The sequence below is a fragment of the Trinickia dabaoshanensis genome, assembly GCF_002879885.1.
GTDB lineage: Bacteria > Pseudomonadota > Gammaproteobacteria > Burkholderiales > Burkholderiaceae > Trinickia > Trinickia dabaoshanensis.
The window spans coordinates 51,318-70,943 of the sequence record NZ_PNYA01000017.1 but is presented as its reverse complement, the minus strand read 5'-3'; the positions used below and the strand labels follow the sequence as shown (position 1 = coordinate 70,943).

The following is a 19,626-nucleotide window of genomic DNA, read 5'->3' as shown; positions in this document are numbered from 1 at the left end:
CAGATGGCAATTTCACGAAGTCTTCGCGCGCTCGACTGGCTGAACTTCTTTCTGGCGAACGTCCAGACCGGGTTCGGGCCTTTCATCGCGTCCTATCTGACCGCGAACAAGTGGACGCAAGGCGAGATCGGCATCGCGTTGAGCGTAGGCACGGCCACGGCGATGCTGAGCCAAGTGCCCGCCGGCGCCCTCATCGACGCGCTGCGTAACAAGAAGGCCGCCGGCGCCGCGGCAATCGTCGCGATCGCGGCGTGCGCCCTGCTGCTCGCCGCAAGCCCCACGTTGCTGCCGGTACTCGCCGCCGAGCTGTTTCACGGGTTCGCCAGTTGTATGCTGACGCCGGCGATCGCCGCCATTTCGTTCGCCCTCGTGGGCCGCCACGCATTGGGCGACCGGCTGGGGCGCAACGCGCGCTTCGCCTCGATCGGCAGCGCGTTCGCCGCGGCCGCGATGGGTGCGTTCGGCGAGTACTCGTCCGCGCGCGCCGTGTTCTGGCTCACCGCCGCCTTGACGGTGCCGGCCCTCATCGCACTGTCGATGATCGAGCACACGGGACGGGCCGCGTTCGGCACGCCGCGCGACGCGGGCGCGCCGCAAGCGCCCAAGGCGCCCGCGCCGGACGCACGCGAGCATCGGGAAAGCATCAGCTCGCTGTTGCGCGATCGCCGCGTGCTGATCTTCGCCGCCTGTATCGCCCTGTTCCATCTGTCGAATGCGGCGATGCTGAACCTCGCGGCCGGCGAAGTCACGGCCCATATGACCGATAACGTCCAGCTCGTCATCGCGGCCTGCATCATCGTGCCGCAAATGGTGGTGGCGGCGATGTCGCCGTGGGTCGGCCGCTCGGCCGAGCGCTGGGGCCGGCGGCCGCTTCTGGTATTCGGGTTCGCGGCGCTGCCGGTGCGTGCACTGCTCTTCGCCGGTGTCTCGAGCCCCTATCTGCTCGTACCGGTGCAGTTGCTCGACGGTATCAGCGCGGCTGTCTTCGGCGTCATGTTGCCGTTGATCGCGGCCGACGTCGCGGGCGGCAAGGGCCACTACAACCTTTGCATCGGCCTGTTCGGACTCACGGCCGGCATCGGCGCGACGTTGAGCACGCTCGCCGCGGGTTTCGTTTCCGATCGCTTCGGCAACATGGTCAGTTTCATGGGCCTGGCAGCGGCCGGCGCGCTCGCGGTGCTGCTCGTTTGGGCCGCGCTGCCCGAGACGCGCGACGAGAGCGAACCAGGCCCGGCCGAGCGCGCGCGCGAACCGTCGACGACCTAGGCCTCGAGCCCGCGCCGCATCAGCGTTACGACTCGCGCGGCCACGCGCAGATCAACTCTGCATCGACGGCCGCGCGCGCCGCGCCGAGCGCATGCTCGGCGGCGCCGCGCTCCGTCGGCCACGTTTCGTCAACGGCCAGCAAACGCCAATCGAGCGCGATTTCGTTGTCGCGCAAGACGCGAAAATGCGACTTCAAGCCTGTCGCGACCTGCTCGACGCTCGCTTCGAGCGTAAATCCGCGATAGCGCTCGACATAGTCGCCCATATCGATACCGTTCGGTTCCATGGCCGCGTCTCCGATACCGTCTCGACGTGCTCGCGAGGTCGCCTAGTCGCAATCCCCGGACAAATATTTGCGCCCGTCGCAGGTGATTTCGATCACCCCGCCGCCGGTTTCGTCGGCGAGGCCCGCACCCATCAACTCGGCCGCGATCGATGTGGAAACGAGCGGCGGCGCCTGACCGACGCCGACTTCATCCAAGCGCCGTAACGCCTCGACCGCTTCAGGACTCAACGATTTGGACATGGCCCACTCCTCATCATGCGCAATCGCTCTTTCAGAGTAGCATTTTCTGAGCGTTGCGCAGGCCGCCGCGCCGCGCGCGGACGGGCGTTTGCGCAAGCCCCGCCTATAATGACGCTCGTTTCGATCTTCGCAAGCTCGTACGGGCCGCGCGTTGCGCCGCCCGCATCAAGGACACTCGCCCCGCACTACATGCAAAAGTTCATTCTGCCTTTCGTCTCGGGATTTCTCGCCGCGCTGTTTTTCCGGGAAGCGACGCTCGGATTGCTGCATGCGGCGGGCTTGATAGCGGCCACGGGCTTCTCTACCAATCCATTCCAGCCGCTCGGCATTCCCGAATTCATCGCGAATGCGATTTGGAGTGGCGCGTGTGCCGTGCTGATGGCGTGGCTGCTGCGTGTCGGTCCGGAGAGCATGGCGCCTTGGCTGCCGGCGTTCGTGTTCGGCGGCATCGTCCTCACCGCCGCGCGCATCTTCGTCGTCGATCCCGCGCGCGGCATCTGGCCGAGCGGCAATATGCTGCCGCGGCTCGCCGTGGGCTTCGCGGCGAACGCGGTATGGGGATGGGGAGCGCTCGTGTTCATGCGCGCCTTCATGCGCCCCGGGCAAGAGCAATCCTAAGCCGCGCGCGACGCGCGCTCTACCCCAGCAAGTGGTGCAGCGGATGGCCGTCGAGCGGCCATGAACTGACGAACATATGCTCGACTTCGGCGCGCGTCACGTCCTCGATTCGGGCGATACGCCATACGGGACGATCGTCCTTGTCGACGATGCGGGCACGCACGCCTTCGATGACGTCGCCATGATCGAACATGGATCGCGTCAAATCGAGATCGCGCCGTAGACAATCGGACATCGGCCCCTCCGCGCGCGTGACGACCTCGAGCGCGACAGCCATCGATAGCGGCGATCGATCGCGCATCGTACGAATCGCCTCCTGCGCCCATTCGCGCCCGCCGGGCTCGGCCTCCGACTCGAGCGACGCGAGGATGGCCGCGACATCGGGTTGACTGAAATGCCGATCGATCCACCCGCGAGCGGCCGATAGGGAGAGCGCGTCTAACGGGTCGCCTTGCCGACGGTGCGCAACGGGCGCGGTGCGGCTGACGAACCGGTCCACGCACGCGCAAACGTCTCGCGCGCCGGCCAACGGCGCGTGAGCGAGCGCCTCGATCAGCGCGGCAATGGCCGACGTATCCAAATACGCATCGGCCAATCCGGCATACAGCGCATCGGCCGCCCCGATCGTCGCCCCCGTCACCGCCAGATAGCGGCCCAGCGCGCCGGGCGTGCGCGCGAGAAACCAACTCGCGCCCACGTCGGGGAAAAAGCCGATGCGTGTCTCGGGCATCGCCATCTTCGTCGTCTCGGTCACGATCCGCATCCCGCCCGTGCGATGCGCTCCCTGCGAGATGCCCATGCCGCCGCCCATGACGACGCCTTGCATCAGCGCGAAGTACGGTTTCGTGTACGTGAAAATCGCGTGATCGAGCGCGTATTCCTCGGTAAAGAACGCGTCGCGCGCGGCAACGTCGCCGCGGCGCCCCGCCTCATAGAAAAAGCGTACGTCGCCGCCTGCGCAAAATGCGCGCGGATGCAAGCTGCGAGCCACGACAGCAAGCACTTGCGGGTCGTCGCGCCATGCGTCCAACGCAGCGTGGATCGCACGAATCATCTGCAGCGAAAGCGCATTGAGCGCCTGCGGCCGATCGAGCTCGATGAAACCGATACGGTTTTCGACCCGGGTATGAACTTCGTCGCATGCACTGGGAATCGGTGTGGGCGTGGACATGGGCGGCCGGCGAAGAGTCGATAAACGATCAAGGTAGCATGCGCCGGCCTTGCGCGGAAACCGGCGAGCCGTGCCCGGTTTTTGCTGCGCAATGGTGGCCAGACATTCTTGCGAGCGCCACCCCATGGACCAGTACTTTCTCCACGACCGCCCGGTACCGGAACCCGAGGCATCGACCGCATGGTTCGACTACGCCGAGCGCCACGGGATCAACGTGCCGCGCGCGATCAGCTTATGGGAGGACGCGGCAACTCCGGAAGGCGAAGCGAGCCGGCAAACAGTGGCGCAAGCTGGCATCCGCGTGCTCGTCGATCGAGGCGGCCGCGGCGAGCCGTGACTTGCGGGCCGGCGAGCATCGTCGCGCTCAGTGCGCTTGCATCTTGGAGAAAACGTTGAGCACGACGACTCCCGCGACGATCAGCGAGAGCCCCGCCACGGCCGCGAGATCAGGAACTTGCCGATATAGCACGATCGCGACGAGCGTAATGAGGACGATACCGACGCCCGACCAAATGGCATAGACGATGCCGACCGGCATCGATTTGAGCGTCATCGACAGACAGTAGAACGCGAGCCCGTACCCCGCCACGACGATCAGCGCCGGCGCCAATCGCGTAAATCCTTCGGATGCACGCAGCGCAGAGGTGCCGATGACCTCGGCGACGATCGCGACCGCAAGCCAGACATAAGCGGAGCCGCGCATCGATCAGACCTTGTCGAGCGCGAGCGCGGCGAAATCGTGCTCCAGCTCGGCGCACAAGGCCTCGACGACGAGCTCGTGATCGGCACGCTGCGTAAGCCCGGACACCGTGACGGAGCCGATCACGCCGACACCCGCCAGCGTAATCGGAAAGGAACCGCCTGCCGCCGCATACTCGGCGGCAGGCAGGCCGTATTTCTCCGCGAGCGTCGCGCCGGTGTGCTGCAAACGCAGACCCACCGCGTATGAGCTACGCCGGAAATGAGCGACCACATTGCCTTTGCGGCGCACCCACGCCGAGTTGTCGGGCGCGGTGCCGTCCAGCGCGGTAAAAAACAGCGGCAGCCCGAACGTGCGGATATCGATCGCGATCGCGTGATTACGGGCGATGGCCAACTCGCGCAGGAAGACGCCGAGCGTCCATGCGCGCGCCGCATCGAAGCGCGGGAAGACGAGCGTGTGCTCCTGATGAGCAATGGCTTGCAGGTCGTGTTCGAGGTTCATGAGGCGATTCTAGCGTACCGGCGACACGCGGGCATTCCCGAACGCGCCGCCAATTTGCTCGGCTCCGCCGATTTTTGTTGTAACGCATTCTGGTTTCCCCTATAATCTCATCTTTCGACGGACGCGGGGTGGAGCAGTCTGGCAGCTCGTCGGGCTCATAACCCGAAGGTCGTAGGTTCAAATCCTACCCCCGCAACCAAGCGCTCATGCCAAAGCGCAGCATTATCGAAAGAATCTGAAAGGTCCGCGCGAACGCGCATCTTTCAAAAACATCGAAGCCCGATCCCCGATCGGGCTTTTTTGTTTTCCGGGCCCCTCCTAATACCAATATTCGACCAACTTGCGGATACCTCATCCGTCACAACCCTTTATGCATTCCGGTTTCCTATTGCAGGCACTACCCTCCCCTCATATCGTTGAGCGCGCAACAGTTATGTCCGCATGTCGAGCACGCATGCTCGCCGGCTAACCCACAACAACGGTACGAGATGGAGACCTCAGTGAGCAGCACGCCCCAATCAACCGGCATTGCCGGTTCGCCGCCGTTCCTTTCCAAACAGGCAACCATCGCCAAGCCGGGTTTCTCGCGCTGGATGGTGCCGCCCGCCGCGCTCGCCGTGCACCTGTGCATCGGGCAGGCGTATGCGTTTTCCGTGTTCAACGGCCCGCTCACCAAGGTGATCGGCATCACGCAGTCCGCCCCCGGCGACTGGTCCCTCACGACGCTCGGCTGGATCTTCTCGCTCGCGATCGTCTTCCTGGGGCTGTCGGCCGCCTTCGCGGGCAAATGGCTCGAGCACGTGGGCCCGCGCCGCACGATGCTCACGGCCGCGTGCTGCTTCGGCGGGGGCTTCCTCGTTTCCGCCCTCGGCGTCTGGCTGCATCAAATCGTGTTGCTTTATCTCGGCTATGGCGTCATCGGCGGGATCGGACTCGGGCTCGGATATGTTTCGCCCGTCTCGACGCTGATTCGCTGGTTCCCCGATCGCCGCGGCATGGCCACGGGAATGGCGATCATGGGCTTCGGCGGCGGTGCGATGATCGCGGCGCCCCTTTCCGTCGCGCTGATGAATCACTTCAAAAGCGCCACCAGTGTGGGCGTGGCCGAAACGTTCGTCGTGCTCGGCATCGCCTATTTCATTTCGATGACGATCGGCGCGATGGCCATTCGCGTGCCGCCCGCCGATTGGAAGCCCGCGGGCTGGGTGCCGCCGGACACCAGTCACAAGATGATCACGCGCAATCACGTGCACATCGACCGTGCCTTGACGACGCCGCAGTTCTATCTCGTGTGGCTCGTGCTGTTCCTGAACGTCACCGCCGGCATCGGCATTCTGGGTCAGGCGTCCGTCATGATTCAGGAGAGCTTCAAGAATACGGTGAGCGCCTCGGCGGCCGCGGGCTTCGTCGGTTTGCTGTCGCTGTTCAATATGGGCGGCCGATTCGTCTGGGCTTCGTCGTCCGACAAACTGGGCCGCAAAAACACGTATTACGTGTTCTTCGCGCTCGGCGCGCTGCTCTACTACCTTGTCCCGAGCTTCGCGCAGTCGGGCAACATCGCCCTGTTCGTGCTGTCCTATTGCGTGATTTTGTCGATGTACGGCGGCGGCTTCTCGACGGTGCCGGCTTACTTGGCCGATTTGTTCGGCACGGCGTTCGTCGGCGGCATTCACGGCCGCCTGCTCACGGCATGGGCGGCCGCGGGCGTGGCGGGCCCCGTGCTCGTCAATTACATCCGCGCCTACGAAGTCGCTCACGGCGTGGCCAAAGCCGATGCGTACACGATGACGGTCCATATCATGGCCGTGCTGCTCGTCGTCGGCTTCGTCTGCAACCTGCTCGTCAAGCGCGTCGATCCCGCTCACCACATGAGCGACGACGAGCTCGCGGCCGAACGCTAAGGAGACCCAAGTCATGCAAAACGCCACGCAAACCCCGCGGCAAACGAGTGCCGTCAGTCTGATCGTGTTTTGGGCCTACGTGCTCATCCCACTGACTTGGGGCGTCGTCAATACCCTCAAACAAGCGATGAAACTGTTCGGCTGAACGCGCCTCGCGTACCACTCGAGCAAGCCGGGCCCCGCCCGGCTTTTTCGTTTGCGGGCGCGGCGTCCGAACATCACGCGCATCGCGCTGCAGCGGGCACGCCCGGTGATACACTCGCATCACCCAGTTCCGCACCGTCCCTATGAAATTCTGCTCAGTCTGCGGCCAAGCAGTCAGCTTACGCATCCCTGCCGGCGACAACCGCGAACGCTTCGTTTGCGAAAACTGCGGCACCGTGCATTATCAGAATCCGCGCAACGTCGTGGGCACCGTCCCGGTTTGGGAAGACAAGGTGCTGCTGTGCCGGCGCGCGATCGAACCGCGCTATGGCTACTGGACGTTGCCGGCGGGCTTCATGGAAATGGGCGAAACAACGGCGGAAGCGGCCGCGCGCGAAACGCTCGAGGAAGCCGGCGCGCGCGTGGAGGTGCAGCACTTGTTCTCGTTGCTGAACGTGCCGCACGTGCATCAGGTGCATTTGTTCTACCTCGCTCGCTTGCTCGATATCGACGTCGCAGCGGGCGAAGAGAGCCTGGAAGTGCGTCTGTTCGACGAGGCCGAGATTCCTTGGGACGATATCGCTTTTCCGACGGTGGGGCAGACGCTGCGTTTCTTCTTCGCCGACCGTTCGGCCGGTACCTACGGCCTGCATACGGGCGATATCTTTCGCTCCTTGCGCGACGGATGATCGCGCGCCGCCGTGCTGCTTGCATGACGAGGCCCTAGCATGGTTCCCTGGCTAAGCCCCGACGACCCCTTCCCGCCCGTCGCGCGGGCGCTCGGCCGCGCGAGCGGCGCGCCCGGCTTGCTGGCCGCGAGTTCCGATTTGCTGCCTTCGCGGCTCGTCGATGCGTATCGCCAAGGCATCTTCCCCTGGTATTCCGACGGGCAGCCCGTTTTATGGTGGAGCCCCGATCCGCGAATGGTGCTGCTGCCGCGCGAATTCAAAGTCTCCCCCTCGCTACGCAAAACGCTCAAGCGGGTGCTGAGCGATCCGCGTTGGGAGATACGCGTCGATGCGGATTTCCCGGCCGTCATGCGCAGTTGCGCCCAGTCGCCGCGCCGTGGCCAACAGGGCACCTGGATTACCGACCAGATCCTCGACGCTTATACTTCTCTGCATCGCATCGGCGATGCGCACAGCATCGAAACCTGGCTCGACGGCCGGCGCGTGGGTGGCCTGTACGGCGTATCGCTCGGCCGCATGTTCTTCGGCGAATCGATGTTCGCCGAGGTCAGCGACGCATCGAAAATCGCGCTCGCGGCGCTCGTCGGTCACCTGCGCCGTCACGAAATAGAAATGATAGACTGCCAGCAAAATACGCCGCATCTCGCGTCTTTAGGAGGGCGCGAGATCGCGCGCAAGACGTTCGTCGCCCATGTGCGCACCGCTGTGGCCGCGGCTTCCATTCCGTGGCAATTCGATAAGGCGGCGCTGCTCGAAGTCCTGCCGCATGCGGTGTAGCTTGACGCGCGTGCCGCCGCTCGCCGATGCCCGAGGCGGCCCGTTGGAACAACGGATAATGCATTGAGAGCCGCCGATGACTCACCCGAATGAGCTGCCGCTTTCACCGCTTTCCGCGCTGCAGTTTTACGCCACCGCGCCGTATCCCTGCAGCTATCTGGAAGGACGCATCGCGCGCTCGCAAGTCGCGACGCCGAGCCATCTCATCAACTCAGACGTTTATACCGACCTCGTCAAAGCCGGTTTCCGGCGCTCGGGCGTCTTTACCTATCGACCTTACTGCGAAGGCTGCCGCGCCTGCGTCCCGGTACGCGTCCCGGTTGCCGCATTCGCGCCGAACCGCACCCAACGCCGAGTATGGAAACGGCATGGGGCGCTGGTTGCCGCCGTCTCCCCGCTGCATTACGAGGAAGAGCATTACACGCTCTATATGCGCTACCAGGCGGCGCGCCACGCAGGCGGCGGCATGGATCGAGACAGTCGCGATCAATACGAGCAATTCCTTTTGCATAGCCGCATCAACTCGCGTCTCGTCGAATTTCGCGAGCCGGCCAACGCGCCGATCGACCCGGGCGTGCTGCGCATGGTCAGCATGATCGATATCCTCGGCGACGGGCTCTCCTCCGTTTATACGTTTTTCGAGCCCGACGCCGTCCATGCGAGCTACGGCACCTACAACATCCTTTGGCAAATCGAGCAAGCGAGGAGCTTGGGGCTGCCGTACGTCTATCTCGGCTATTGGATCCGGGAAAGCCCCAAGATGGCCTATAAATCGAACTTCCGGCCGCTAGAGGGCCTCGTGGACGGACGCTGGGGGCCGCTGGCGCCGACGGAGCGACCGTAAGGCGCGCGATCGATGCCCCATGCGGATACCGGTAAAATAGCGCGCTTCACATTTCCTAAACGCCGGCCCTCTAGTGTTCAGCTCCCTTTACCCGCTCGTCCGCTCCCGCCTCTTTCGCATGGACGCGGAAGATGCCCACCACCTCACGCTCGGCATGCTCGGCGCCGCGGGCCGCACCGGTCTCGCGCGGCTACTGGCGCCGCATGTACCCGACTTGCCGCGCACCGTGATGGGCATTGCCTTCCGCAACCCGGTCGGCCTCGCCGCGGGGCTCGATAAGGAAGGCGCTTGCATCGACGGGCTCGCGGCGCTCGGCTTCGGTTTCATCGAAGTGGGCACCGTCACGCCGCGGGCGCAGCCGGGCAACCCTCGCCCGCGCATCTTCCGTCTGCCCGAGGCCGGCGCGCTCATCAATCGTATGGGCTTCAACAATCGCGGCGTGGATCAGTTCGTGAAGAACGTGCAAGCCGCACGCTATCGGGGGCCCCTGGGCCTGAACATCGGCAAAAATGCCGATACGCCGATCGAACGCGCGGCCGACGACTATCTGTACTGCCTCGAACGCGTGTACCCGTTCGCGAGCTATGTCACGATCAATATCTCGTCGCCGAATACGAAGAACCTACGGCAACTGCAAGGCGCGGACGAACTCGATGCGCTGATCGGCGCGCTGAAGGACAAACAGCAGCGACTCGCCGATCTGCACGGCAAGCTCGTGCCGCTCGCGCTGAAGATCGCGCCCGATCTCGACGACGAACAGATCAAGGCGATCGCCGATACCTTGCTTCGCCACCGGATCGAAGGGGTCATCGCGACGAACACGACGCTCTCGCGCGCGGCTGTCGCGGGCATGGCGCATGCGGACGAAACCGGCGGCCTGTCGGGCAAGCCCGTGTTCGACGCTTCGAACGCCGTCATCCGGAAGTTGCGAGCCGAAGTGGGCGAAGCGGTGGCCATCATCGGCGTGGGCGGCATCGCGTCGGGGCAAGACGCCGTGGCCAAGCTCGCCGCGGGCGCCTCGCTCGTGCAGCTCTACACGGGCTTCATCTATCGCGGGCCCGCGCTCGTGAGCGAATGCGTCGAGGCGATCGCGAACGCCGATGCGGCTCGCATATAAACATAAACAAACGATATTTCTGACCTGATTGCAATTTCGCTATCATGGCTGCACCCGCAAGCGCCCCTTTTCCGGCGCTTCGCAAAGGAGACTGAAACTATGAAATTTGCGACGTTCAAGAAGATCCTGACCGCCGGTGTGGCCGGCCTCACTTTCGTGGCGGCGACCGCTCACGCCCAAGACCTGCTCGATCAGGTCAAGGCCCGCGGCACGCTGCGCATCGGCTGCGAAGGCACGTTCCCGCCGTTCGATTCGAAAGCCGCGAACGGCGAGCTGGTTGGGTTCGACGTCGACATTGCGAAGGCCGTCGCCGGCAAGCTCGGCGTCAAGCCCGAGTTCATCACGACCGAGTGGAGCGGCATCATCGCCGGCTTGCAAGCAGGCAAGTTCGACGTGATCGTCAATCAAGTGGGCGTGACGCCCGAGCGTGAAAAGGTGCTCGACTTCTCGCCGGGCTACACGTTCTCGGGTGCCGAGCTGATCCAGCGCAAGAACGATGACCGACAATTCAAGTCGCTCGAAGACTTGAAAGGCCATAAGCTCGGCGTCGGCCTCGGGACGAACTACATGGATATGGCCAAGGCCGTCGCCGGGATCGACGTGAAGACGTATCCGGGCGCACCCGAGTATCTGAGCGATCTCGCGGCCGGGCGGATCGACGCGGCGCTGAACGACCGCTTGATGGTGGCTTACCTGCTCAAGAACTCGCAATTGCCGTTGCGCCCGGGCGCGATGGTCGGCACGGGCAATCCGTCCGCCATTCCGTTCAAGAAAGACAATCCGAAGTTCGCGAAGGCGATTTCCGACGCGATGACTCAGCTCGAAGCCGATGGCACGTTCGCGAAGATTTCCGAGAAGTGGTTCGGCATCGACGTGACCAAGCCGGTCGCCAAGTAATCGGCTCGTTCGGCATTCGAACGCGTGAGGGCGGCATCGAGGCGATGCCGCCCTTCGCTTTTGTGCCGCCCAAGTCCTCTTGAACAACACACGCCATGTCCACCACTTCCCTGCTCGTCCAATCGATGCCCGTGCTCGCGCAGGGCGCCGTCTTGACGGTCAAATTCGCGGTTCTCTCGATGATCTTCGGGCTGATCGCGGCCGTCGTCCTCGCGCTGATGGGCATCAGCCACAGCAAGCCGCTCAATTGGATCGCACGGCTGTACGTGAGCGTCATGCGAGGCACGCCCTTGCTCGTGCAGATCTTCGTCATTTATTACGGACTCCCAAGCATTGGGATTTCGCTCGATCCCACGCCCGCGGGCGTCATTGCCCTATCGGCGAACGTCGCGGCTTATCTGTCGGAAAGCATGCGCGGCGCGATCAACGGTATTCACCGTGGCCAATGGCTCGCCGCCTATAGCCTGGGCCTGTCGCGCCGGCAAACGCTGCGTTACGTCATCGGGCCGCAAGCACTGCGCATCGCCGTGCCCAGTCTCTCGAACAGCCTCATCAGCCTGATCAAGGACACGTCGCTCGTCTCCGTCATCACCGTCACGGAATTGCTGCGTAGCGCACAGGAGATCATCGCTTCGACCTATCAGCCCCTGCCGCTGTACCTCGCCGCGGCGGCGGTCTATTGGGTGCTGTGCCAGGTGCTCGAATGGGTGCAGCACACCTACGAACGCAGGCTTGCGCTCCCTACGCGACACTGAGCGCGCACGCGCCGATCAGTTGGAGGCTACCGACTGGTCGAGCGGCGCGCCGAACCGGTTCACGCGCGGCAGAAAGAAGTGAGCGGGATCGAGCGAGAAGGCCACGTTGCGCGCGCGGCCCATCACTTCTTTGCGCGGGATGAAGCCGAAGTAACGCGAGTCGGCGCTATCGTCGCGATTGTCGCCTAGCATGAGGTACTCGCCGGCCGGCACGGTGACGGGACCGAACGAGCTCACGGGGCTCGGCGCCATCGGCGATAGGCGTACCACGTGCGATACCCCGTCGAAGCGTTCCGTCAAATAGACAGCCTGGCCGGACGCGACGTCGGGCATCGGTGCCTGGGCAATCGGACGATAGTCGGCGCGCACGCCGTTCACATACAGCACATTCTCACGCAACGCGATCACATCGCCCGGCACGCCGATGACGCGCTTCACGAGTAATTCGTGGGCGGCCTTCGAATCGACCGTCACGATATCCCCACGCTTGGGGTCGGCCAAATGCGCGATATCGATATGCGTGAGCGGCACGCGTAAGTCGTAAGCCATCTTGTCGACGAAGATCCGATCGCCGATGCGAATGGTCGGGAGCATCGATCCCGTAGGCACGACGTTCCAATCGGCAATCGCGCTGCGGAAAAGCACCATCAAAAACAAAAAGGCGACGAGGTTCTTATTCGATCGCCAGAGATTGGCGAGATAGTTGGACATGCTAGCCGCTCCTTGCGGGACCTTGAGACTTCGCGCAGCCGTCAACGCGCAGCAACAACGCCTTGCTCGCGATGCGGCGATCGAGTTGGCGCATCGTAGCATGTCTCGTTCGAGCCCAACGGCCAGGCAAGCCGTTACTCGCCGGGGAATTTCAAGCCGAGCGAGGCCCGCGCGGCATCGCACATCGAGATCATGTGCCGCGACTTCTCGTGCGTCATGACCGGGCTCTCCAACGCCCCCGCACGAATCAAGTCGCAAAAATGCTCCGTCTCGTAGTTGAGCCCGCCGCCTTCGAACGGCACGTTCAATTCGACCACGCGCCCGCCGGCATAACTGACCGTCGCCCGCACCGGATTCCACCACTTCTCGTGGATCCAGACATGCCCGAGCGTTCCCGCGAGCAGCGCGTCGCCCTTGCCGTCGAGATCGAGACCGCAAAAGATTTGAGCGATGCCCGACTCGTGCCGGCAATGGACGCTCGCGAACGTATCGACGCCCGAAGGCCCGAGGCGACCGAACGTTTGCACGTCGAGCGGCGCGCCGAGCCAATCGACCGCAAGAAACATTTCGTAAATGCCGATGTCGAGCAGCGCCCCGCCGCCTTCGTTCAGCGAAAAGGAGGGATGCTCGTGCGGGACGTCGGCGACCGCGAACCCCGCCCGCACGAGGCCGACCGGACCGATCGGGTCGTCGCGCAGATGCTCGCGCAGCTTGCGGTAAAGCGGGAAGAACGGCGGCTTCATGGCCTCCATGAACAGACGCTTCGAGGCGCGCGCCGCCTCGAGGACGGCTTCGAGCTGCCGCAGGTTCAGCGTCGCGGGCTTCTCGCAGAGCACGTGCTTGCCTGCCGCCAGAGCGGCCCGCGCGAAATCCGCGTGGGTGTCGTTCAACGTGGCGATGTAGACGGCATCGACATGGCTTGCCAAGAGTTCGTCCAAACTCGCGCTCGGCTGCCCGCCGTGGCGCTGCACGAACGCATCCACGCTCGATGCGCGGCGCGACCAGACGCGAGCGATGCGCGCGTCGCGTACGTGAGCCAGCCCCTGGGCAAAGCGATGGGCGATACGCCCCGCGCCCACGATGCCCCACTCGATCGTTCCTGTTTCGTTCATCGTCGAATCATTTCCTCGTTGGATGGCCGCCGATCGGGACACGCTTGCGTCCCTGACCGGAACGCCCGCCATCATAAGACGGGCACGATTGCGATGCGTTCTACTTTGCCGAAACGAAAGAATCGACGAATCCTTGCCTCAAATGAAAAGACCGGCGCATCATGGCGCCGGCCTTGCGTGCGATGCACGAACGATCATCTCCGGTTCGGCATTTCCACCGAAAACTCTCGACTGATTTCATCCGCCGCAAAGTCGATCACGGCCAGCGCCGCCGCTTCGGCTTCCTTCGGATCTCGACGCTCGACCGCCTCGACGAGCCGCTCATGCGTGCGCACGGAGATCTCCCACGCTCCCGGCTTTTGACTGAGCATGGGGTGCGTGGCCGACAACGCGCCGCGAATGATGGCCGCCATCTGTTGGAAGAACTGGTTGCCGCTCGCATGGACGATGCGCGTATGCAACAGTTCGTCGGCGGCTTGGTAGCCCGCATCGCCGGGCGCCAGCGTTTTAAACACTTCAAACGCCTCGCGGATCGAGGCCACTTCCGAGACGCTTGCGCGCGAAGCGGCCTGCGCCGCGGCGCGCGGCTCGATCAACATACGAAACTCGATCACGTCGCGCATGAATTGCGGATCGGGCTTGGCTCGAAAGCGCCAATTCACGACGTCCTCGTCGATCATGCGCCAGTCGCGCATCGGCCGAATCCGTGTGCCCACCTTGGGCCGAACGTCGAGCATATCGCGCGCAAGGAGCATCGAGAGCGCTTCGCGCATGACCGTCCGGCTCACGTCGAACTCTTTCGATAGCACGTCCTGCGGCGGCAAGATCGCGCCGTATTTTTCTTCGACGATCCCGCTGACGAGCCCGTCCATGACCTTGCTCACCAGCGAACGATCTTTGCCCTGCTCCATAAGTCCCCCCGATGCGCCCTGCGACGCTTCTTTGCCTGATCCATTGCGCACCTCCCGCCAAACCTCGGCCGGTAAGCGTTACGGTGCTTCGATCCGTCGCGTTGCGCCATTGGGAAACGCCTGAACAGGGTTATCCCTCTGACGAAATCGGCGCGTGCCCCGCACGGAATCGATCCGCGTGCCTGGGCGTCGCGACGGCGCGCTCCCCTTTATTTCGGATACCTGCATAATTTCGCGAGCATAAGAACCGAACCTTGACCTAGCTCACGTCCTCGATACATTCGACCATAAGCGAAACGTTTCGTTGTCCGAAACAACATACGACGAATCGCCATGGCTGCACGGTACGTCGCTCGCAACCGTAATACCGTTCGCCATCGCACTCACATCGATCAGTTCATTGGCCATTGGGGAAATCACGCAACGACACGGCGTTTTGGCCATGTCTCAACAATGACTCATTTACGGCGGGGGGCGTTTTGCGGCTGCAAGCCATGCCCACTGCCCTCGAAAAGGGCCCTGCGCGCGGGCAACCGCCTCTCGCCGCCCATGTCTCATCGCATCGAACTCCAAGCCGATCAAGCATTTGGCGGGACTACTTGAACGTGCTCTGCAACACGAACGAGGCCCGGACGGATGTCCAGATTTGAAACAAAAAGCGGGGGTAGCGCACATAGCGCCCGGCAGGGCCACGTCCGCACCGGGCGAGGCCCCATTGGCACCGGGCTTGGCACGATCCTCGCAGCAGGGGGCGCAACCGAGCGCTGCCGCACAGACGGCGCACCGGCCAGGGAGAGAGGCCGAAACGACGCCGGGACGTACGAGGATCATCAGTCGATAGTGCGATCCTCGTCGCCCGAGCTTCGTCAGCCAAGTAACGAACAAGCCGCAAGAGCACGTGCAAGGGAGCGCGAGGCGGCAAGCGAACGAGGACCGATCATGTTGACGCTACAATCCGACCTTCACGGCAATCACCTGCTCGGCGCGCTGCCGTCGCACGAATGGCAGGCGCTGACGCCGCACCTTGAATTGGTCCATCTGCGCACGGAGCAACTGCTTTGCGACTGCGGCCATAAGATCCATCACGTGTATTTCCCGACGACGGCCATCATTTCGATCCTCTCGATGATGGAAGACGGCGGCTCGGTCGAGCTGGCCGCCGTCGGACGCGAAGGCATGACGGGCGTACAGGTGTTGACGGGCGGGGAGACGATGCCCAGCCGAGTGCAGGTGCAATGCTCGGGCTTCGCCTACCGCATGAGCGCGCAGCAGCTCAAGCAAGAAATCGCGCGTTCCGATTTGCTGCGCCGGCTGATGCTGCTTTATATGCAGGCTTTGCTGACGCAAGTGGCGCAAACGGCGGCTTGCAATCGCCATCATTCGCTGAGCAAGCAGCTATGCCGTTGGCTCTTGATCGAAATCGATCGGGCCGCGACCGACGAGTTGGCCGTGACGCAGCAGTTGATCGCCGATATGCTCGGCGTGCGGCGCGAAGGGATCACCGAGGCTGCCGGCAAGCTGCACGACCAAGGGCTGATCCATCACAGCCGCGGGCACATCAAAGTGCTCGACCGCAAGGGCCTCGAGGCGCGCGCGTGCGAGTGCTACGGGCTCGTCAAGCGCGAGTTCGACCGCCTGCTGCCGAGCCTGCATCAACAAAATACGGTCGGCTGAGCAGCGCGCTCAATGCGCGTCGGAGCCGCTTCGAATCCGCGCTTGCACTTCGAACAAAACGGCGAGCATGCCCAGATGGGCCCGCTCGCCCGCCGCTTCCTGCTCCGTCATTGCGCCGCAGGCTTGTCCGCCCACGACGATGCCGAGCCCCAGCGCGTAGTTGCTCGCGAACGCGGCCGGCTCCGCCCGGCCGTCTTTCAACCGCGAATAGGCCGTATCGAGGGCCTGCCTCAGTTCGCGTTGCATGATTGGATCAATCCTCAAACGTGTGGTGCGCCGCCGTACCCTGCGTCGCTCGGCAGCCTATCTACCGGATACCGGGTACTATGGCAAAAAACGATCCACCCTTTAGGCGTTCGAGCGATAGTCGAGCGTTTGCACGCCCTCGTCCGATCCGAGCAAGCAAAAGTCCGCGCCGCGGCTCGCGAACAGGCCCACGGTGACGACACCGGGCCAGGCATTGATTTGGGCTTCGAGCGCGCACGGATCGTGGATCGCCAGATGTTTGACGTCCAAAATTTCATTGCCGTTGTCGGTGATATAGGGCGCGCCTTGCGCGTTCACGCGCAACACGGGCACGCCGCCCAACGCCGTCAGCCGGCGGCCGATGGCCGTGCGCGCCATCGGAAGAACCTCGACGGGTAGGGGAAACCCGCCCAGCACAGGCACGCGTTTGGACGCATCGGCGATGCAAACGAACACCTCGGCCACCGAGGCGACGATCTTCTCACGCGTGAGCGCTCCGCCGCCGCCCTTGATCATGGCGCCTTTCGGATCGATTTCGTCGGCGCCGTCCACATAAACAGGCAGCGATTCGACTTCGTTCAGATCGAACACCTTGATGCCGTGCTGCTCGAGCCGTGCCGTCGTGGCGACCGAGCTCGATACGGCGCCGCGGTAGCGGTGCTTTTGGGCCGCGAGCGCATCGATGAAACAATTCGCGGTGGAGCCGGTTCCGACGCCGATGACGGCACCTTCGGCCACGTTGGCATTGACATAATCGGCGGCGGCTTGGCCGACCAATCGCTTGAGTTCGTCTTGAGTCATGGCGCGAGGAAAAAATGCGGGCGAAAGGCGTGAGTTTACCGGAGTCGCGCCCGCGCATCGCAATTCGGTCATTCATGCGTGGGCGAGCGCCCTGCTCCAGCGTATCAACGACGCTCCAATGCCGGCATCAGAGGAACGGCGATTGCGTCGAGCCGGCACCGCTACCGTAAAGCGTGCCGCCGCGGAAGTCCGATTGCAACACCGAAGCGAGCGATGCTATGACCGACGGGTCTTGGGTCACGAGCCCCAGTTCGCGATTGCGCGTAAGCGAAGCCACCGAAAAGTTTTCCGAGCCGACGAAGGCTTCGGCGCTCGACGTACCGTAGTCGGCGACGATCGCTTTCGCATGGATATACAGCGAGGCGTTCGGATCGTAAGTGGCGATGAGTACGCCCGCGGCGCTGAGCTTGTCGTAGTTGCTGACGTATTTCGAGTTGTAGGTCATCGTCACCTGCACCTGCACGCCGCGATGGGCGGCGTTGACGAGCGCCGTCACGATCATCGAGTTGCCCATCTCCTCGTTTTCGATCTGCAGCGTACTCGTGGCGGAATGGATGACCGAGAGGAGCGCCGCCGTCGAATTGGTAGGACTCCAAACCAAATCGTCCCCGGTCGGCGGCGTGACGGCATCGTTCGCGAAGTCGGCGTTGAACGTCGTCTCGATGGCGGCGACATCGTTCGCATCGTGATCGATGACGGCGAAATCGCGCGAGGTGGCGTAATAGCGGCTCGTGAGGTTGAGCGTCATGACGGCGGCCGTTTGACCGTCGACGACGATCGCTTTTTCATGGGTCGCCGAATAAGCGGGGTTCGCCCAGACGACGTTCACACCGTTTTGGCTCAGATAGTCGTACGCGCTTTGGTTGTTGCGCGATTCGAGGTTCTGATCGAGGATCACCCGCACCGCCACGCCCTTGGCCGCAAGCTGGACGAGAATATCCTCGGCCTGTGTATCGACGAGTTCGTACATGGTCATGTCGAGCGTGCTCGTCGCCGACTGCATCAGCGTATAAACAGGCGCCAAGCCTTGGTCGGGTTCGGTTATGAGCGTCGGAGCCGCCGTTGCGGCGGCGCCCGCGACGTTGGCGTACACGGTCAATGCGCAAGCGCCAAGCAGCGCTTTCAATATGATTCGCTTCATGAGTGACCTCCAGAAATTTGAGATTTCCCCGGCAGGTACCGACTGGTCTTTACCTTATCGCGATTAACACCCGCCTTTCAAAATCATCTCAATTCCGGCGATCGCTTTATTTTTGCGATCCGCATTTAACTCCATATATAAATCGATAATAAATATTCAGCCCTACCAATAATGGTGACGCGAATCGCCTATGCGCCGAGCGCAGCACCGAGCCCAGGCGCCGGACGCCGTTTGAGCGCCACGTCGAATGGATTGGTCAGCGGACCGATCGAATCCGCTTGACGCTTCAGCAGCTCCACGACCATCGGCAACCGGTCGTCGCCGAGGCGAGACGAAAGCGTGCCGACGCTCAATGCCGCCACCGCCGTTCCGGTGCGGTCGAGGATCGGCACGGCGACCCCGGCCATGCCTTCGAGCACCCCGCTGTTGCGCGCGGCGTAACCGAGCTGCCGCACGCGTTCGATCTCCGTGCGCAGATAGACCTCGTCGAGCACGCCATGACCACGAATACGCGGCACGTTGAAGCGAATGATCTCTTCGCGCTCTGCCTCGGGGAGGAACGCGAGAATTGCCAGACTGCCCTGTCCCACCCCCAGGGCGATGCGGCCACCCACGTCGTTCGTAAACGAGCGAATGGGGAACGGGCCTTCGCACAGATCGAGACATACCGCGTCGAAGCCGCTTTTCGCGAGCAAAAAGATGGTTTCTCCCAAACTCGCGCAAAGCCTAAGCAATGCGGGACGGCACAACATTCGCATGCCGCCGGGGTTTCCCGCCTGCGCCGCCAGCGCGAAAAAATCGACGCCGAGCCGATACAGCTTGGAGCGTTCGTCCTGTTCGACCACGCCCTCGACGATCAGCGCGCGCAAGATGCGGTGCGTCGTGCCCTGCGTGAGCCCGACCATCTTCGCCAGTTGCGTGACCCGCGCGCCGCTCGCTTGATGCGACGCCAGCGCGCGCACCAGCGCGAACGCCCGCGGCAGCATTCCCGCGCCGGGGGCATCCCCCTGCTCGTCGCCGCTCTTGATCTCGTCTTCTTGCGTTGTTGCCCCGCTCATTCGACCATCCTCCATCCTCAGGTTCTAATCAGTGGAATATCTTCGACTCCATCGATTGCCCGC

23 protein-coding genes, 1 tRNA gene and 1 pseudogene are annotated in these 19,626 nt (G+C 63.4%); 13 read left to right on the top strand and 12 right to left on the bottom strand.

Translation table 11 applies throughout. From position 1 onward, the window contains the following. Positions 1-3 precede the first annotated feature (3 nt). Positions 4-1,266 carry an MFS transporter gene (locus tag C0Z18_RS18725; protein WP_102646996.1) on the top strand — a complete coding sequence of 421 codons (1,263 nt, stop codon included), beginning with the start codon at positions 4-6 and terminating at the stop codon, positions 1,264-1,266. 25 nt (positions 1,267-1,291) lie between these two features. Here the strand turns inward: C0Z18_RS18725 and C0Z18_RS18720 are convergent, their stop codons facing one another. Together C0Z18_RS18720 and C0Z18_RS18715 are read right to left on the bottom strand one after the other, a co-directional pair. Then, positions 1,292-1,552, bottom strand: a complete 261-nt coding sequence (locus C0Z18_RS18720) for a hypothetical protein (protein WP_102646920.1) — start codon at positions 1,550-1,552, stop codon at positions 1,292-1,294. A 42-nt stretch (positions 1,553-1,594) separates the two neighbouring features. Continuing rightward, positions 1,595-1,792, bottom strand: coding sequence for a hypothetical protein (locus tag C0Z18_RS18715; RefSeq protein WP_102646919.1), 198 nt, complete (start codon positions 1,790-1,792; stop codon positions 1,595-1,597). 189 nt (positions 1,793-1,981) lie between these two features. Between C0Z18_RS18715 and C0Z18_RS18710 the strand changes: the two genes are divergently transcribed. Beyond that, positions 1,982-2,410: a hypothetical protein gene (locus tag C0Z18_RS18710; protein WP_102646995.1), complete on the top strand. Its 429-nt coding sequence runs from the start codon at positions 1,982-1,984 to the stop codon at positions 2,408-2,410. A gap of 19 nt (positions 2,411-2,429) precedes the next feature. Here C0Z18_RS18710 and C0Z18_RS18705 read toward each other — a convergent pair whose 3' ends face one another. Next, a complete protein-coding gene (locus C0Z18_RS18705) occupies positions 2,430-3,581 on the bottom strand; it encodes an enoyl-CoA hydratase/isomerase family protein (protein WP_102646918.1) in 1,152 nt (383 codons plus the stop codon). A gap of 124 nt (positions 3,582-3,705) precedes the next feature. Here C0Z18_RS18705 and C0Z18_RS18700 point away from each other — a divergent pair, with 124 nt between their 5' ends. Further along, the gene (locus C0Z18_RS18700) at positions 3,706-3,918 is read left to right on the top strand and encodes a hypothetical protein (RefSeq protein WP_102646917.1); all 213 of its coding nucleotides are present in this window, start codon (positions 3,706-3,708) and stop codon (positions 3,916-3,918) included. A gap of 27 nt (positions 3,919-3,945) precedes the next feature. Here C0Z18_RS18700 and C0Z18_RS18695 read toward each other — a convergent pair whose 3' ends face one another. Together C0Z18_RS18695 and C0Z18_RS18690 are read right to left on the bottom strand one after the other, a co-directional pair. Beyond that, positions 3,946-4,284, bottom strand: coding sequence for a DMT family transporter (locus C0Z18_RS18695; protein WP_102646916.1), 339 nt, complete (start codon positions 4,282-4,284; stop codon positions 3,946-3,948). Between the two features lie 3 nt (positions 4,285-4,287). After that, positions 4,288-4,785 carry a heme-degrading domain-containing protein gene (locus tag C0Z18_RS18690; RefSeq protein WP_102646915.1) on the bottom strand — a complete coding sequence of 166 codons (498 nt, stop codon included), beginning with the start codon at positions 4,783-4,785 and terminating at the stop codon, positions 4,288-4,290. Positions 4,786-4,907: 122 nt separating this feature from the next. Between C0Z18_RS18690 and C0Z18_RS18685 the strand changes: the two genes are divergently transcribed. The 9 genes and pseudogenes from C0Z18_RS18685 (at position 4,908) to C0Z18_RS18645 (ending at position 11,909) form a co-directional block, all read left to right on the top strand. Next, positions 4,908-4,984: transfer RNA gene (locus tag C0Z18_RS18685), tRNA-Met, on the top strand. Positions 4,985-5,285: 301 nt separating this feature from the next. Next, positions 5,286-6,686, top strand: a complete 1,401-nt coding sequence (locus C0Z18_RS18680) for an L-lactate MFS transporter (protein WP_233217384.1) — start codon at positions 5,286-5,288, stop codon at positions 6,684-6,686. A gap of 13 nt (positions 6,687-6,699) precedes the next feature. Then, positions 6,700-6,831, top strand: a complete 132-nt coding sequence (locus C0Z18_RS18675; RefSeq protein ID WP_102646913.1) for an MFS transporter small subunit — start codon at positions 6,700-6,702, stop codon at positions 6,829-6,831. A 142-nt stretch (positions 6,832-6,973) separates the two neighbouring features. Beyond that, the gene (locus C0Z18_RS18670; RefSeq protein ID WP_102646912.1) at positions 6,974-7,519 is read left to right on the top strand and encodes an NUDIX hydrolase; all 546 of its coding nucleotides are present in this window, start codon (positions 6,974-6,976) and stop codon (positions 7,517-7,519) included. Between the two features lie 39 nt (positions 7,520-7,558). Beyond that, the gene (gene aat, locus C0Z18_RS18665; RefSeq protein ID WP_102646911.1) at positions 7,559-8,296 is read left to right on the top strand and encodes a leucyl/phenylalanyl-tRNA--protein transferase; all 738 of its coding nucleotides are present in this window, start codon (positions 7,559-7,561) and stop codon (positions 8,294-8,296) included. Between the two features lie 76 nt (positions 8,297-8,372). After that, positions 8,373-9,125: pseudogene (locus C0Z18_RS18660) on the top strand (arginyltransferase); the annotation flags it as partial. Between the two features lie 88 nt (positions 9,126-9,213). Next, positions 9,214-10,257 carry a quinone-dependent dihydroorotate dehydrogenase gene (locus C0Z18_RS18655; RefSeq protein ID WP_102646909.1) on the top strand — a complete coding sequence of 348 codons (1,044 nt, stop codon included), beginning with the start codon at positions 9,214-9,216 and terminating at the stop codon, positions 10,255-10,257. Positions 10,258-10,356: 99 nt separating this feature from the next. Then, a complete protein-coding gene (locus C0Z18_RS18650; RefSeq protein WP_102646908.1) occupies positions 10,357-11,154 on the top strand; it encodes a transporter substrate-binding domain-containing protein in 798 nt (265 codons plus the stop codon). Between the two features lie 95 nt (positions 11,155-11,249). Continuing rightward, the gene (locus tag C0Z18_RS18645; RefSeq protein ID WP_102646907.1) at positions 11,250-11,909 is read left to right on the top strand and encodes an amino acid ABC transporter permease; all 660 of its coding nucleotides are present in this window, start codon (positions 11,250-11,252) and stop codon (positions 11,907-11,909) included. Positions 11,910-11,924: 15 nt separating this feature from the next. Here C0Z18_RS18645 and lepB read toward each other — a convergent pair whose 3' ends face one another. The 3 genes from lepB to C0Z18_RS18630 form a co-directional block, all read right to left on the bottom strand. Continuing rightward, positions 11,925-12,620: a signal peptidase I gene (gene lepB / locus C0Z18_RS18640; RefSeq protein ID WP_102646906.1), complete on the bottom strand. Its 696-nt coding sequence runs from the start codon at positions 12,618-12,620 to the stop codon at positions 11,925-11,927. Positions 12,621-12,754: 134 nt separating this feature from the next. Next, a complete protein-coding gene (locus tag C0Z18_RS18635) occupies positions 12,755-13,732 on the bottom strand; it encodes a Gfo/Idh/MocA family protein (RefSeq protein WP_102646905.1) in 978 nt (325 codons plus the stop codon). A 194-nt stretch (positions 13,733-13,926) separates the two neighbouring features. Then, positions 13,927-14,643, bottom strand: a complete 717-nt coding sequence (locus C0Z18_RS18630) for a FadR/GntR family transcriptional regulator (protein ID WP_102646904.1) — start codon at positions 14,641-14,643, stop codon at positions 13,927-13,929. Positions 14,644-15,582: 939 nt separating this feature from the next. Here C0Z18_RS18630 and C0Z18_RS18625 point away from each other — a divergent pair. Then, positions 15,583-16,317, top strand: a complete 735-nt coding sequence (locus C0Z18_RS18625; RefSeq protein ID WP_102646903.1) for a Crp/Fnr family transcriptional regulator — start codon at positions 15,583-15,585, stop codon at positions 16,315-16,317. 9 nt (positions 16,318-16,326) lie between these two features. Here the strand turns inward: C0Z18_RS18625 and C0Z18_RS18620 are convergent, their stop codons facing one another. The 4 genes from C0Z18_RS18620 to C0Z18_RS18605 all read right to left on the bottom strand — a co-directional run bounded on the left by C0Z18_RS18620 (position 16,327) and on the right by C0Z18_RS18605 (position 19,563). Next, the gene (locus C0Z18_RS18620) at positions 16,327-16,563 is read right to left on the bottom strand and encodes a hypothetical protein (protein WP_102646902.1); all 237 of its coding nucleotides are present in this window, start codon (positions 16,561-16,563) and stop codon (positions 16,327-16,329) included. 102 nt (positions 16,564-16,665) lie between these two features. Continuing rightward, positions 16,666-17,364, bottom strand: a complete 699-nt coding sequence (gene rpiA, locus C0Z18_RS18615) for a ribose-5-phosphate isomerase RpiA (protein ID WP_102646901.1) — start codon at positions 17,362-17,364, stop codon at positions 16,666-16,668. A gap of 127 nt (positions 17,365-17,491) precedes the next feature. Further along, entirely contained in the window at positions 17,492-18,505 is a 1,014-nt protein-coding gene (locus C0Z18_RS18610) for a phospholipase D-like domain-containing protein (RefSeq protein WP_102646900.1), read from the bottom strand. Positions 18,506-18,693: 188 nt separating this feature from the next. Then, entirely contained in the window at positions 18,694-19,563 is an 870-nt protein-coding gene (locus C0Z18_RS18605) for an IclR family transcriptional regulator (protein WP_102646899.1), read from the bottom strand. Positions 19,564-19,626 lie beyond the last annotated feature (63 nt).

What these genes read in the sequence shown, in the direction of transcription:
- C0Z18_RS18630 (WP_102646904.1), bottom strand. Translation starts at nt 14,643, where the DNA reads ATGGAGCAGGGCAAAGATCGTTCGCTGGTGAGCAAGGTCATGGACGGG.
- C0Z18_RS18720 (WP_102646920.1), bottom strand. Translation starts at nt 1,552, where the DNA reads ATGGAACCGAACGGTATCGATATGGGCGACTATGTCGAGCGCTATCGC.
- C0Z18_RS18610 (WP_102646900.1), bottom strand. Translation starts at nt 18,505, where the DNA reads ATGAAGCGAATCATATTGAAAGCGCTGCTTGGCGCTTGCGCATTGACC.
- C0Z18_RS18635 (WP_102646905.1), bottom strand. Translation starts at nt 13,732, where the DNA reads ATGAACGAAACAGGAACGATCGAGTGGGGCATCGTGGGCGCGGGGCGT.
- lepB (WP_102646906.1), bottom strand. Translation starts at nt 12,620, where the DNA reads ATGTCCAACTATCTCGCCAATCTCTGGCGATCGAATAAGAACCTCGTC.
- C0Z18_RS18690 (WP_102646915.1), bottom strand. Translation starts at nt 4,785, where the DNA reads ATGAACCTCGAACACGACCTGCAAGCCATTGCTCATCAGGAGCACACG.
- C0Z18_RS18675 (WP_102646913.1), top strand. Translation starts at nt 6,700, where the DNA reads ATGCAAAACGCCACGCAAACCCCGCGGCAAACGAGTGCCGTCAGTCTG.
- rpiA (WP_102646901.1), bottom strand. Translation starts at nt 17,364, where the DNA reads ATGACTCAAGACGAACTCAAGCGATTGGTCGGCCAAGCCGCCGCCGAT.
- C0Z18_RS18700 (WP_102646917.1), top strand. Translation starts at nt 3,706, where the DNA reads ATGGACCAGTACTTTCTCCACGACCGCCCGGTACCGGAACCCGAGGCA.
- C0Z18_RS18695 (WP_102646916.1), bottom strand. Translation starts at nt 4,284, where the DNA reads ATGCGCGGCTCCGCTTATGTCTGGCTTGCGGTCGCGATCGTCGCCGAG.
- C0Z18_RS18715 (WP_102646919.1), bottom strand. Translation starts at nt 1,792, where the DNA reads ATGTCCAAATCGTTGAGTCCTGAAGCGGTCGAGGCGTTACGGCGCTTG.
- C0Z18_RS18670 (WP_102646912.1), top strand. Translation starts at nt 6,974, where the DNA reads ATGAAATTCTGCTCAGTCTGCGGCCAAGCAGTCAGCTTACGCATCCCT.
- C0Z18_RS18710 (WP_102646995.1), top strand. Translation starts at nt 1,982, where the DNA reads ATGCAAAAGTTCATTCTGCCTTTCGTCTCGGGATTTCTCGCCGCGCTG.
- C0Z18_RS18645 (WP_102646907.1), top strand. Translation starts at nt 11,250, where the DNA reads ATGTCCACCACTTCCCTGCTCGTCCAATCGATGCCCGTGCTCGCGCAG.
- C0Z18_RS18625 (WP_102646903.1), top strand. Translation starts at nt 15,583, where the DNA reads ATGTTGACGCTACAATCCGACCTTCACGGCAATCACCTGCTCGGCGCG.
- C0Z18_RS18650 (WP_102646908.1), top strand. Translation starts at nt 10,357, where the DNA reads ATGAAATTTGCGACGTTCAAGAAGATCCTGACCGCCGGTGTGGCCGGC.
- C0Z18_RS18725 (WP_102646996.1), top strand. Translation starts at nt 4, where the DNA reads ATGGCAATTTCACGAAGTCTTCGCGCGCTCGACTGGCTGAACTTCTTT.
- C0Z18_RS18705 (WP_102646918.1), bottom strand. Translation starts at nt 3,581, where the DNA reads ATGTCCACGCCCACACCGATTCCCAGTGCATGCGACGAAGTTCATACC.
- C0Z18_RS18605 (WP_102646899.1), bottom strand. Translation starts at nt 19,563, where the DNA reads ATGAGCGGGGCAACAACGCAAGAAGACGAGATCAAGAGCGGCGACGAG.
- C0Z18_RS18620 (WP_102646902.1), bottom strand. Translation starts at nt 16,563, where the DNA reads ATGCAACGCGAACTGAGGCAGGCCCTCGATACGGCCTATTCGCGGTTG.
- aat (WP_102646911.1), top strand. Translation starts at nt 7,559, where the DNA reads ATGGTTCCCTGGCTAAGCCCCGACGACCCCTTCCCGCCCGTCGCGCGG.